Annotated in this window: 11 protein-coding genes; 5 read left to right on the top strand and 6 right to left on the bottom strand. The window is 59.4% G+C overall.

Features of this window, described 5'->3' with window-relative positions:
- Positions 1-40: 40 nt before the first annotated feature.
- Complete coding sequence (gene rfbD, locus TU74_RS13390; RefSeq protein WP_420912164.1) at positions 41-931, bottom strand: dTDP-4-dehydrorhamnose reductase; 891 nt, start codon at positions 929-931, stop codon at positions 41-43.
- Positions 928-2,010, bottom strand: a complete 1,083-nt coding sequence (rfbB, locus tag TU74_RS13385) for a dTDP-glucose 4,6-dehydratase (RefSeq protein WP_047291735.1) — start codon at positions 2,008-2,010, stop codon at positions 928-930. The genes rfbD and rfbB overlap by 4 nt, the downstream gene beginning before the upstream one ends.
- Positions 2,011-2,334: 324 nt before the next feature.
- Here rfbB and aguA point away from each other — a divergent pair, with 324 nt between their 5' ends.
- Both aguA and TU74_RS13375 read left to right on the top strand, forming a co-directional pair.
- Entirely contained in the window at positions 2,335-3,444 is a 1,110-nt protein-coding gene (aguA, locus tag TU74_RS13380) for an agmatine deiminase (protein ID WP_047272860.1), read from the top strand.
- 233 nt (positions 3,445-3,677) lie between these two features.
- The gene (locus TU74_RS13375; protein ID WP_047272861.1) at positions 3,678-3,878 is read left to right on the top strand and encodes a hypothetical protein; all 201 of its coding nucleotides are present in this window, start codon (positions 3,678-3,680) and stop codon (positions 3,876-3,878) included.
- A 92-nt stretch (positions 3,879-3,970) separates the two neighbouring features.
- Here the strand turns inward: TU74_RS13375 and TU74_RS13370 are convergent, their stop codons facing one another.
- The gene (locus TU74_RS13370) at positions 3,971-6,043 is read right to left on the bottom strand and encodes a TonB-dependent receptor (protein WP_048376817.1); all 2,073 of its coding nucleotides are present in this window, start codon (positions 6,041-6,043) and stop codon (positions 3,971-3,973) included.
- Positions 6,044-6,363: 320 nt separating this feature from the next.
- Between TU74_RS13370 and TU74_RS13365 the strand changes: the two genes are divergently transcribed.
- Together TU74_RS13365 and TU74_RS13360 are read left to right on the top strand one after the other, a co-directional pair.
- Entirely contained in the window at positions 6,364-7,065 is a 702-nt protein-coding gene (locus tag TU74_RS13365) for a DsbA family protein (protein WP_048376816.1), read from the top strand.
- A gap of 243 nt (positions 7,066-7,308) precedes the next feature.
- Entirely contained in the window at positions 7,309-8,592 is a 1,284-nt protein-coding gene (locus TU74_RS13360; protein ID WP_047272864.1) for an OprD family porin, read from the top strand.
- 80 nt (positions 8,593-8,672) lie between these two features.
- Here the strand turns inward: TU74_RS13360 and TU74_RS13355 are convergent, their stop codons facing one another.
- Both TU74_RS13355 and TU74_RS13350 read right to left on the bottom strand, forming a co-directional pair.
- Positions 8,673-9,524, bottom strand: a complete 852-nt coding sequence (locus TU74_RS13355) for a dienelactone hydrolase family protein (RefSeq protein ID WP_048376815.1) — start codon at positions 9,522-9,524, stop codon at positions 8,673-8,675.
- Positions 9,524-12,124 (bottom strand): autotransporter family protein, encoded by a 2,601-nt coding sequence (locus tag TU74_RS13350; protein ID WP_053070007.1) that lies wholly within the window; start codon positions 12,122-12,124, stop codon positions 9,524-9,526. The genes TU74_RS13355 and TU74_RS13350 overlap by 1 nt, the downstream gene beginning before the upstream one ends.
- Positions 12,125-12,669: 545 nt before the next feature.
- On the opposite strand from TU74_RS13350, the gene TU74_RS13345 reads away from it, so the two are divergent.
- Positions 12,670-13,002, top strand: a complete 333-nt coding sequence (locus TU74_RS13345; RefSeq protein WP_048376813.1) for an AlbA family DNA-binding domain-containing protein — start codon at positions 12,670-12,672, stop codon at positions 13,000-13,002.
- Here TU74_RS13345 and TU74_RS23495 read toward each other — a convergent pair.
- The coding region (locus TU74_RS23495) for an IS3 family transposase (protein ID WP_048377417.1) at positions 12,977-13,095 on the bottom strand (119 nt) is incomplete at its 5' end. The genes TU74_RS13345 and TU74_RS23495 overlap by 26 nt on opposite strands.

Here is a 13,095-nt window from a genome sequence, read left to right as displayed (position 1 = left end):
CGCAGTATACCTGCGGATTTTAGCCATCCGCGCCCGATGTTTAGCCTTGCTCGGCCATGCACGTGCGCAACGCCGTGTGCCAGTCGGGCTGAGTGACGCCCCAGTCGGCCGTTAACCGACTGCAATCCAGTCGTGAATTAAGCGGGCGTTTGGCGGGGGTTGGGTAGTCGCTCGAAGGGATGGCTTCGAGCACGGCGCACGGCTTGCCCAAGGCAATCAGCTGTTCGCCGATGGCCTGGGCAAACCCGAACCATGAGGTTTGGCCATGGGCCGTGAGGTGATAAACGCCCCAGGGGCCGGTGTGGCCTGTTTGCCAGCGCTCAATTAATGTGCGCGTGCTCTGGGCAATGGTGCCCGCCCACGTAGGCGCGCCGATCTGGTCGGCCACGATGCGCAGTTCCGGCTTTTCTTGCAGCAAGCGCTGCATGGTCAGCAGGAAGTTTTTACCGTGGGAGGAATACACCCAACTGGTGCGCAGTATCAGGTGCTGGCAGCCCGTCGCCGCGATGGCTTTTTCGCCCAACGCTTTACTGTGGCCGTAGACGCTCAGCGGGTGGGTGATGTCGTCTTCGGTGTAGGGCGTTTCTTTACTGCCATCGAACACGTAGTCGGTGGAGTAATGAATCAGCGGGATGCCCAGTGCCTTGGCTTCTTCAGCGAAGATGCCGGGTGCAGTGGCGTTGATCGCATTGGCGGCATCAACGTCGCTTTCGGCCTGATCCACGGCCGTGTAGGCGGCCGCGTTGATGATCAGGTCGGGTGCGTGGGCCCGCACCTGCGCACGTATTTGCTCGGGCTGGCTCAGGTCCAGCTCATCGCGTCCCAGCACAATCAGCTCGCCCATATCAGCCAGACGTTTTTGCAGTTCCATGGCCACTTGGCCGGTTTTACCGCTAATCAGTATTTTCAATTCAGGCGAGCCCACGGTCATGCAATCAGGTCTTTGGGTTCTGTAGAGCCTAGACGCTCGCCCTGATAACTGCCGTCCTGAACGCGCTGGCACCACTCAAGGTTGTCCAGGTACCACTGCACGGTTTTGCGCAGGCCGGTCTCGAAGGTTTCTTCCGGCACCCAGCCCAGCTCGCGTTCGATCTTACTGGCGTCGATGGCGTAGCGCTGGTCGTGGCCCGGACGGTCTTTGACAAAGGTAATCAGGTCAGCGAATTGCGCCACGCCCGCCGGGCGCTGTGGCGCCAGTTCTTCAAGCAGGGCGCAGATGCCGCGCACCACGTCGATGTTCTTTTGTTCGTTGTGGCCGCCAATGTTGTAGGTCTCGCCCACCACGCCTTCGGTCACGACTTTAAGCAGGGCGCGGGCATGGTCTTCCACGAACAGCCAGTCACGCACTTGCAGGCCATTGCCGTAGACCGGCAGTGGTTTGCCCGCCAGGGCATTAAGAATCACAAGCGGGATCAGTTTTTCCGGGAAGTGGAACGGGCCGTAGTTGTTCGAGCAGTTGGTCAGCAGCACCGGCAAGCCGTAAGTGCGGTTCCAGGCGCGCACCAGGTGGTCCGAAGCGGCTTTGCTGGCCGAGTACGGCGAGCTGGGTGCGTACGGGGTGGTTTCAGTGAACAGGTCATCGACGCCATGCAGGTCGCCATACACTTCGTCAGTGGAAATGTGGTGGAAACGGAACGCACTTTTCGCCGGTTCTGCCAGCGTGAGCCAATAAGCGCGCGTGGCTTCCAGCAGGCTGTAGGTGCCGACGATGTTGGTCTGAATGAAGTCCGAAGGGCCGTCGATGGAACGGTCAACGTGGGATTCAGCCGCCAGGTGCATGATCGCTTCTGGCTGGAAGCGCTCGATTACGGCGCTGACGGTCGCCTGGTCGACGATGTCGGCCTGCACGAACTCGTAGCGGGTGTTGGTGGCGATGCTTTGCAGCGATTCAAGGTTACCGGCGTAGGTCAGTTTGTCGAGGTTAAGCACCTCGTGCCCGGTGTTCTGGATCAGGTGACGGATCAGAGCTGAACCAATAAACCCGGCGCCGCCGGTGACTAAAATGCGCATGTGGATATCCCTTATTCCCTGACGGTGTACAAACAATTGGCGCATAGCTTGTGGGGATGTGCAGGGCGGTGCAAGTGCTACGGTGTGGCCACAAGGGCGCAGGTGACAGGCGGGGTAAGCTTTTTAGGGGTATTTATCGATATATATCGACTAAACGACCAAAAAAATCCTACCGATCCTCTGAAAGCGTTTTAAAAATGGATATTTATCGGCTATAAGTGGGCAGCGTGTTGACGTGCCTCTGAGCGGCGTCCACTGTTCTTTGATGGCGGGCCGTGCGCTGGCTCAATCCAACCTCGACGGATTTTCGGAGTCCTGATTTCAATGACCACTCTTTTGCACAGTTCGCCCCGCGCAGACGGTTTCTACATGCCGGCCGAATGGGCGCCGCACACCCAAACCTGGATGATCTGGCCCGAGCGCCCGGATAACTGGCGTTTGGGTGGCAAGCCGGCGCAGGCCGCGCACGCGGCGGTGGCCAAGGCCATCGCGCGCTTCGAGCCGGTGACGGTCTGCGTGTCTGCCGGCCAGTACGAAAATGCCCGTGCCCGCCTGAATGTGCCGAATATTCGTGTGGTCGAGATGTCCAGCGATGACGCGTGGGTGCGTGACAGCGGCCCGACGTTCGTGATCAACGACCACGGTGAAGTCCGCGGTGTGAACTGGGATTTCAACGCATGGGGCGGTTTTGAAGGCGGCCTGTATGCGCCGTGGAACCGCGACCAGCAGGTGGGCAGCAAGGTGCTGGAAATCGAGCGGTGCCCGCGTTATTACACCGAACGTTTCGTGCTCGAAGGGGGCTCGATCCATGTGGATGGCGAGGGCACGCTGATTACTACGGCCGAGTGCTTGCTCAATCGCAACCGCAACCCGCATTTGTCCCGCGAAGAAATCGAAGACGTGCTGCGTTCCAACCTGGCGGTGAGCAAGATCATCTGGCTGCCGGACGGTCTATTCAACGACGAAACCGACGGCCATGTGGATAACTTCTGCTGCTACGTGCGCCCCGGCGAAGTGCTGCTGGCCTGGACCGACGACGAGCGCGACCCGAACTACGTGCGCTGCCATGCGGCCATGAAGGTGTTGTTGACCAGCACCGACGCCAAAGGCCGCCCGTTTGTCGTGCATAAAATGCCGATTCCGGGGCCGCTGCACGCCACCCAGGAAGAGTGCGACGGCGTCGACAAAGTGGTGGGCAGCCAGGACCGCAATCCTTCGGAGCGGCTGGCCGGTTCTTACGTGAACTTCCTGATCGTCAACGGCGGCATCATCGCCCCAAGCTTTGATGACCCGATGGATGCGCAAGCCAAGGCCATCCTGCAAGACCTCTTCCCGCAGCATGAAGTGGTGATGGTGCCGGGCCGCGAATTGTTGCTGGGCGGCGGCAACATCCACTGCCTGACGCAACAACAGCCAGCCCCCCACAAGGCTTGATCCAGACGCTTCGTCGCCTTATTGGATGAATAAATAACCCGCCGCTCGCCAGAACGGCGGGTTTTTTGTTTCAGGTCAAAAGGTGAGTCCGTAATGACGCGTATAAAAGGGTGAAAAGAGTTTGTTAAAAATCTTGAAAGGGAGCCATGTCTGGGCATGTCGCGCTGCTCGCGGCGATGTTCTGTCACACACCTTGAGTACATTTGCCGCTCAAGTACCTGGAGAGCGCTGTCATGAACGTATTGTGCGAGCGAGGTTCGCGACCACAACCTGTGAGTCACGAGTCGCTGATCGTTCTGGCCAATTGGTTTAAACGCAAAGGACCTTGCAACACGCCAGGCCAGTCTGCCTATCAACTTCTTCGCGAACGCTACCCGGCCGGGTTGTTCAGCGAGGCAGAACTGGAGGCCCTGTCGGGAGTATTGATGAGTTGAACGGTTGACTGTCACCGTTGGCGAGGCACGAGGCCGTGAAGACGGTGCCCCAGGCAACCCCGCGTTGCTCGCCACGGTGACAGGTTCAACGGTTAGAAGCTGTATTTGCCGGTTACCACCAGGCTACGAGGTTCGCCGGGCATGATTTGCGAGCCGCTGGTGGCGGACGCGTAATAGTCGCGGTCAGTGAGATTGGTCAGCGCGCCGCTGACTTCCCAGTCTTTTTCCCGATACCCCGCCAATGCATCCCAACGGCCATAACCCGGTAATACCACCGTGTTCTGGTTATCGGCAAAGCGTTGCCCCACCAACGTCAGACCCGTTTCGGCGTACCAGCCCATTTCCGGTTTCCAGGTCAGGAACAAGCTGCCGTTGTGCTTGGCCACACCATTGATGCGCTTGCCTTCAAAGCCGTTGTTGTCCTTGACCACGGTGGCGTCCTGCACGCCGACGCCCCCGCGCATGTACCAGTTGCCGCCCAATTTGCCGCTGGCCGTCAGCTCGATGCCGCGCGAACGCTGCAAGCCCGACAGCAATGTGATTTCCGGGTTTTCCGGGTCTTTGGTGCGACGGTTGTAAAGCTCCAGTTCATAAACCGCCAGCGTGGTGCTCAGGCGCTCGTTCAGCCAGTCGCTTTTCACGCCGATTTCTTTTTGCTTGGTCAGCTCGGGGCTCAGGTCGTTGGTGTTGCCCGCGGCGCCCGGCGTAATGCCGATCAAACCGCCGCCCACCGGGGAGAAGGTTTTGGTCCACGAGGCATAGAAGGAGTGGTTTTCCAGCGGCGTCCAGACCACCCCCAGGCGCGGGCTGGTGCCGTGACTGTTGCGGGTTTGCGAGAGGTTTTTCAGGTTGCTGGTGGTGTCGACTTCAAACCGGTCATGGCGCAAACCGGCCAGCACCTGCCATTGATCGTTGAGGCGGATCTGGTCCTGGACATACAGGCCCTGACTGTCGACTTCGGTGTGGTTGTCGCTGGACAGCACCAACGGGCCGGTCGGGCGAAGGCGGCGATCCGGGTTGTACAGGTCAACGCCCGGCACGCCCTTGGCGCTGTACAGTTTGGGGTCACGGCGCTGGCTGCCCAGCTCCAGGCCGGTCAGCACGCGGTGTTCCAGCCCGAACGTATCAAACACGCCTTCGATTTCGAGATTGTTGAAGACATTGCGGGTGGTCATGTCCTGCTGCCAGCTCTGGCGGTTCACCTTGCGGGTCTTGGCGTCGTAGCCGGTCAGGTAGGTGTTTTCGAACTGGCTGTCGAGTTTGAAAATGCCCAGGGTGTGGCGCAGTTGCCAGTTCTCGTTCACGTCATAGCTGAGCCGTGAACGCAGATTTTGGGTCTTATCGTCGATGAAATCGTTTTGCCCGCCATACGTGGTGCCACGGCTGACATCGGCAGGCCGTCCGCCAACGCTCGGGATGCCACGGTCCGGGGTGCGGTTGTAGCGGCTGTATTCGTACTGCACCAACCAATTGAGGTCCGGGGTGATTTGCCAGCTCATTGACGGCGCAAACAGTTGGCGGTTGCCGCTGACGTGATCGCGGAAGCTGTTTTTGTCTTCGTTGCCCATGTTCAGGCGCAGGCTGAGGGTGTCGCTCGGGTCGGCGCTGAGGTCGGCGTACAGGCTGCGCAAATCGTCCGTGCCCCCTTGCGCCTGAATGCTGGACGGGCGCCCGTATTGAGGGGTTTTGCTGACGCGGTTGATGATCCCGCCCTGACTGCCGCGGCCATACAGCACGGCGGCCGGGCCTTTGAGCACTTCGATGCGTTCAATGTTGTGCAAGTCGCGCACGTACTGGCTGTCGTCGCGAATGCCGTCGAGGTAGAAATCGTTGCTGGCGTCGAAGCCGCGAATGCGCAGGCTGTCGAAGCGTGTGTCCGCCGTGCTGCTGACGTTGGGAATGCCGCTCAGGGCCTGGCCCAGCGTGTTGATGCCGTACACCATCACGTGACTGGTTTTGACCGAATCAATGGCCTGCGGCACATAGCGTGCAGGCGTCGCGGTACGGGTCGCGGTCGTGACTTCTTTGACCCGCGGGTCATCGAGTTCGGCTTCGGCGGCATTGACCGAGGTTTCGGGAAGGGTGGTGGCAGCGGAACTGAATCCGACGTACAGGCATGCACACAGCCCCCATGTGAAGGGCGTAAAGCGGCAGAGGGAACGCATGGTTGAGAAACTTCCGTGAAGGTTAAGACAGGTTCTATTTTTTAGGGCGCGAATGGTAATGGTTCTTGTTAGTAGCTGTTTATCATTACCAGTCGCTTCAACGGAAAGTTTGTGTCTGAATGTTGCTGTAACGATTGACCCGTAGTAAACAATCGATCTGAACGATTCACGAAACACACTAAACACCCATTCAGCGTTTTTCGGGGCAGGTCTCGGCGCTAGGATCTGTTCCCGTTTCAAGGCAAGCCGCGTCGCGGCTGCCATGAAACGCAGACAGCCCCAGGCGTGCCGCCTGATTTTCACTTCGCTTGAGACCGTTCATGACCGCTGCTACAACCTTGCATTACATCTACGACCCCCTGTGCGGATGGTGCTACGGCGCCAAGCCGTTGATTGACGCTGCCCGCGAGATTGTGCCGGTGGTCGCCCACAGCGGCGGCATGATGACTGGCAGTCATCGCCGCCCGGTGTCCGCACAGTTGCGTGACTATGTAATGCCCCATGACAAACGCATTGCCGAGTACACCGGGCAGGCGTTTGGCGACGCGTATTTCGAAGGTTTGTTGCGTGACACCCGCGCGGTGTTCGACTCGGCGCCGCCGACCACTGCGATTTTGGCCGCCGAGCAACTGGCCGGGCGCGGCCTTGAACTGCTGGGGCGTTTGCAGACGGCCCACTATGTAGAAGGGCGCCGGATTGCAGACGAAGACGTACTAATGGCCGTGGCGGCGGAAATGGGCCTGGAAGTGGACGCGTTTCTAACGGCTTATGACGCGTGCAACGGCGAAGTGACGCACGCGCACTTCAAGGCCAGTCGCCGGCTATTGGCCGATGTCGGCGGGCAGGGTTTCCCGACCCTGGTGCTAGAGCGGGCGGGACAGTATCACGTTGTGGATGTGAGCCCCTGGCTGGGCAAGCCACAGGCCTTTGCCCACTGGCTGCGACAACAAGACGCTGAGGGCGCCAAAGACCCCTCCAACCCTGCGCCAGCCTGCGGCCTGAACGGGTGTGCAGAGCCCTGAACGCGTTGATCCCCATTGATCGCGCGACATTCGAAGGCCCTAGAAGTTTCATCAAATTGACACCCGGATGTAACGACGGCTAGGATTCCTGCCAACGCCTGTGGCTATAAGCCATACACCAACTCTTCGAAAGGCCTGCATTGCGTCTTCGTGCGGGCCTTTTTGTTTTTGTGAAGCAACCACCACTCAATGTTTCAGCTTGAAACCCACAGCGCGCCTTTATCCAGCAATAAGGAAAATAATATGTTGAACAAACGGATAGGTCTTCTCGCGTTGGGCGTACTCAGTGCTACCCAGGCCATGGCTAACGATCAAGCTGACGCAAAAGGTTTTGTAGAAGACAGCCATCTGAATGTGCTGGCGCGTAACGCCTACATCAGCCGTGACTACAAAAACGGTGTAGACCGCAAAGCCGAGTGGGGCCAAGGCTTCCTGGGCACGTTCACCTCCGGCTTCACCCAGGGCACCGTGGGTGTGGGAGTGGACGCTTTCGGCATTTACGCCCTTCGTCTGGGCAGCGAGGGTAACCTCAGCGGCGCGGGCGGTATCGACTTCTTCAAGGTGGGCGATAGCGGCAAAGCAGCCAAAGACATCGCCAAAGCGGGCGCTGCGGTGAAATTCCGTGTGTCCAACACCGTGCTCAAGTACGGCGACCAAATGCCTGCTCTGCCGGTGCTGATGTACGACAACTCGCGACTGATGCCAGAAAGCTTCACCGGCACCTTACTGACGTCCAAAGAAATCGACGGTCTGGAAATCAACGTCGGTCGCTTCACTGCCGAGTCGCGTAAAAGCGCTGACGCCCGTGACAGCGGCGACCTGAAAAGCATCAACGTGTTCGGCGGCAGCTACAAGTTCACCGACAACTTCTCCGCCTCGTTGTACGCCTCCGACATGGAAGACGTGCTGCGCAAGCAATACCTGGGCATGACGTACGTGCTGCCGCTGCAAGACAAACAGTCGCTGACGTTTGACTTCAACGGCTACCGCACGCACGTCAACTCCGATTACGCGCGCGATGTGCTGGAAGTCGACGGTCAGGACAACAAAATCTGGAGCCTGGCGACCACCTACGCATTTGGCGCTCACTCGTTGATCCTGGCGTACCAGCAAAGCACCGGTGAAATCGGCTACCCGTACGGCGGCTATCGCAATGCGGGCGGCGTGGGCGACGGCGGCAACACCATCTTGCTGGCCAACTCCTACTGGTCCGACTTCAACGCCAAGGACGAACGTTCGTGGCAAGCGGGTTATGGCTTCGACTTCGGCGCCGTGGGCATTCCGGGTCTGACCTACAACATCGCTTACGTTCGCGGCAGCAACATCGACGACGGTTCCGACCGTGGCCGTGGCACCGAGCGCGAAATCTACAACCAGGCCAAGTACGTTGTACAAAGCGGCCCGGTCAAAGACCTGAGCGTGCGTGTACGCGGTTCGTGGTTGCGCGTGTCGAACAACGCCGACAAGTACAACAAAGAAGGTAACGAGCTGCGCGTCTTCGTTGATTACCCGATCAACGTGTTCTGATGCCGTCGGCCTGACCAACAGGCGCAACAGCTGAACGAAAAACGCTCCGAGCCGGATCACCGGTCGGGGCGTTTTGCTGTTCAGGGCTGGCAGGTAATCGGCTGATCGCGCCACCGGCGCCAGGCCTGTTCCAGGCCGCTGCCGTGGCGGGCGCCGGGTACGACAACCGCTTGCAGACAGCGCGCAGTGCCCAAGGCGTCACGGTAACGGGCGAGCAATTGCGGCGGCACGATGCGGTCATCGCTGCCCACAAAATGCCGCTGCACGATCTGCGTCAAGCGCTGGCGCCTGTCCAGGGGGTCCAGCGATCCGGTCAGCGGGCTGAGCTGTTGCAGCGCCACCCACTGACGCGGGCTGAGATTGCCGGCCAGGGTCTGCACTTGCGCAACATCCTCGCGCTGGCTGGCCAGCAGCAATGCCAGCGCGGCGCCGCCTGAATAGCCCACCAACTCAAACGCCTGATTGCCCAGCCGTGCCTTGATCTGATCCAGCGCCTGATCGAGGCTCGACAGCACCTCGGGGCTGAAACGTCGGTCCGTCCACATCACCGGCGTGCAGGCGCGGGCGCTGACAAACTGACACGGCCGGGCCAGATACACACTGGGCACGGGATCGCTGAACGCAAGGCGAGCCATCATCAGGTCGTGAGGGCTGGGGTCCAGGCTGGGCTGGCGTGACGTTGCCCAGGCATGGCCGTCACCTTCCAGGTACACGCGAATGCGCGACGAAACGGGGGCTGACGAAGGCAAGGCCACCATCAGCGGGAAATGTGGGGTGTGGATAACTTCAAGCCGTTGCTGATGGCGTGAAGCCTGTTCCTGCATCGCCTGAAGTGGCGTCTGACAACCGCCGAGCAGGGCGCTGATACACAGCGCCATGCCCCACGGCCAGACACCGACCCGCGAGCGCGGGTTGGGGCCTGAAGGCTTCATCAGAAGTCGTAACGCACTTTGGCCGAGAACGTATCGGCGTCGAAACCTGATTTGCCGACATAGTCGTAATTCAGGCCCAGCGTCACGGCACCCAGATGGTAATCGGCACCGATACCGGCTTCGTAGCTGTTACGCACAGCGCCAGCGCCGCTGGTGACGAACGGCGTGTTGCCGAGGGTGAAGGTCGACGTGCTGCTGGCTTCGTCAGCGGCAAAATCGTGGAACGCCATCAACTTGGCCTGTGGCGTGAGGGTGCCCTGACCCAGCGGGTAGCTGGCCGCGACCCGGAACCCTGCGCCCAGTTCGGCCACTTCGTAGCGCTGATCCTTGACCTTCAAGGCAGCCGACGAACCTTTTTCGCGGTAGCCATCGATGTCCACCAGGCTGTAGCGCGCAGCGATGCGTGGCTCGATCAGCAGGTCGGGCGTGATGTGGTAGGTGTAACCACCCACCAGGTTCACGCCGAACAGGTTGCTGTCGTAGTCGGCCTTGGCTTTGGTGTTACCGATGTTGCGCTGGCTGTCGTTGTCGTTCATGCCGTACGTCAGCGCAGCGTCAACGAAGTAATTGCCCTGCTCAAAACCGCCGTACAGCGTGAATGCATGGCTGTCGACTTCAGTCTTGCTGCCCGCCTTACCATTCACATCGGTGTTCAGGTAGCTGTACGCCAGACCCAGCGTCAGTTGATCGTTGAGCTTGCCGTCCGCACCGACCGCGATCCCGCGGCTGTACGCATTAAACCCGGCCACGCCATCGCGCATGTCCTGGTTGGCATCGCTGTACAGGGTTTGCACCCAGACGCCGGTTTCCTTGAGCGTGTCGCCCGAAGACAGGCCGCGTCCGCCGCCGGTACGGTTGCCCGTCACGTTGCTGATCAGGGTCTGGCTGGTGGTCGCCGCTTGGGTTGCGCCGCCGTTCACGTCAGGCGCCAGTTGTTCCGCCAGCTTTTTCAGCGCTTCAGGGTTATTGGACGCGTTGACGTAGTGCTGGAACAGCGGGTCTTGCGGGCTCAGCATGGCCAATTGGCGAGTGACTTCGGTGAACGCGGCGCCCGCTTGTTGCGCATTGTGCGAGCCGCCGATGTCAGCGATGACATTGCCCACTTCCGCCGCGCCTTTGGCAGTGACCTTGCTCACAATCTGGTTGTTCTCGACCACGTAGCTATCGACATTCAGCAGCGACGAACTGCTGGTGACGGTCAACCCGTTGTCTTGCAGGTCATTGGCTTGCACCAGCGTGTAGGTGGTGCCATCGGTACGGAAATCATTGCCTTTGGCGGCCAGCTGGATCTGCGAACCTTTGCCGAATTCAGCCGTACCACTGACCGCCAGTACTGGGCGGCGGGCATCGGTGGCAGCGCTCAGGTTCAGCCCCAGCGACGAATTGCCAGCAACGTACAGGTTGCCGTCCAGCGTGGTGTGAGGCAGGCCGAGGTCCAGGTGCGCGGGCGACGACGCGCTGCCGACATCCACCCAGCCATTATTTTTCATGCGGATGTTGGCGCCGTCAGCCGTGGTGTCGGTGCCCGTGAACGCAGCGTTGCCGGTCACTTCGATCATGCTCAGATCGATCAGGTTGCCGGTGGTCTTGCTGCCGTCAGCCAGTGTCAGGTACACGCGGCCATCGCTTTCCGACGCATCTACCGCTTCGTCCTGGGACAAGAGGGTGCCGTTGTTGACAACCTTCAGCGCGCCGCCCTGATTGATGCCATCGATATCAAAACCGCCGATCACAATGGCGGCGTCTTGGGTCTGAATCAGGCCGTTGTTAACGATATGCGCTTGCTCGCTGGCAAAGCTGACGCCGTCGGCGCGAATGCCTTCGGCATCTTCGCCCATGGCAATGATGGTGCCGTTGTTCTCGATCCCGCGTACATCGGCGCGGTCGTTGACATTACTCACGCCGTTCCAGCGCTCGGAGCTGGTCACATCAACGGCGGTGCTGCCGGCACCGGTCACTTGAATCAGGCCGTTGTTGATGAATCGGCCGTCCAGCTGGCCGCCTTCCATTTGAAAGGCTTTGGCATCGGTGCCTTCAGCAATGATCTTGCCCGAGGCAGTGTTTTTGACGTCGCCCTTGATGTGCGTCGAGCCCGAAATGTACAGGGCGCGCGAAACATCGCGGTAATCCTCGCCTACGTCCGGGTCACCTTTGGCGCTCAGCAGACCCTCGTTGATCACGTCACCACCCACGACGGCAGGATCGACCAGCCACGCGGTGGCGCCGTTGCCTTGGGAAGTAACACTGCCTTTATTGATCAGGTTGCCGCCGACCGTGTTGTTGGCCCACATCACGTCGCCGTTCGACGGGTTGGGGTTGTACCAACTGTCCATGTCGATACCGCCACCCGAGCTATTGCTTGAAGTAATCGTGGCGTTGAAGACCAGGTCTTTGGCGAAGTCCGAACCCAGGATATGAAGCGCGTCCACACCCTCTTGGGTGTGATTCATCGACCCGGTGATTTCGACGTTTTCGCTGAACTGCTGGCGTTCGAGGGTCAGGCCGGCATCGGTCAGTTGCAGCGTTTGCGCATGAACAGGCAGGGCACAGGTCGTGATGGCGAGAGCAAGCAGGCTTTTACGGAATAGAACAGGGGACACAAATTCTTCCTTAAACATCGGCTGATAATCCAGGCGCTTCCATGCATGTGCTTTTTAAAGCGAATGATGGCCAAGCGCCACACACAAAAGCGCGGCGATCTTAAAGGAGATGATGGCTAATTAACACTGTTGAATGATGGCAATCATTCACTACGGGACATGACGGGCAGGGCGCTGCGAATCCGTAAGCGGGCTGCTTGCAGGCAGCAGGGAATGCCTCGGGTCGCTAGGCAGGGAAGACAGCATGGTGGGGTTTTTTAAGCACACACAAAAAAGGCCCACCTTGCGGTGAGCCTCTTTCGGTGTTTCGTATGCAGTTAGGCCGGTTTCCCAGCACTGATTGCATGGACTGCGCCTAAACAGTCGTGAGGAGTGACATCCTCCTGCTGATGGGTCACTGGGAATCGGTTCCACCCGTCCACGATCAGTCTCCGCTCGTCAAGTTGCATACTGGTATAGAAGACTGAGTACAATCCCTGCACGTATCTTTTTTCTTCGACCTTTTGCAGCTACGTGAAGCGGGCTGATCATTTAGGAAGTCTTTGATGTCACTCAATCCCCACACCCTTGAAGACCTGCCCTCGCTGGTTGAATCTGTCGAGCTCGAATGCAAGCTCGCTCAGGGGCAGGATGGGAAGGGAGAGTTGCCTAAGGATTTCTGGTTGACCTACTCTGCTTTTGCTAACACTCAGGGTGGGGTGGTACTGCTTGGCGTGCGCGAAAAGGATGGGCAGTTCAGCGTTGCAGGCCTATCAAATATCGAGAAAGTCCGTACTGACCTGTTCAATACCCTCAACAATCCGGCCAAGGTCAGTGTCAATCTGCTGACTGACCGGGAGGTGGTTGTAGTGGTCAACTCATTCCGGACACGGTTTTGAGTTTTTCTTCAGCTTTGGCCGGAGCCAGTCCATTGTTGAATTGATGGGGCCGGAGCCAGTTGTAGTGGCCCATCAGGTACTGGCTAATATCTC

The organism is Pseudomonas lundensis (assembly GCF_001042985.1).
GTDB lineage: Bacteria > Pseudomonadota > Gammaproteobacteria > Pseudomonadales > Pseudomonadaceae > Aquipseudomonas > Aquipseudomonas lundensis.
The sequence above is the reverse complement of the archived record's forward strand: the minus strand, read 5'-3'. Positions and strand labels throughout refer to the sequence as shown.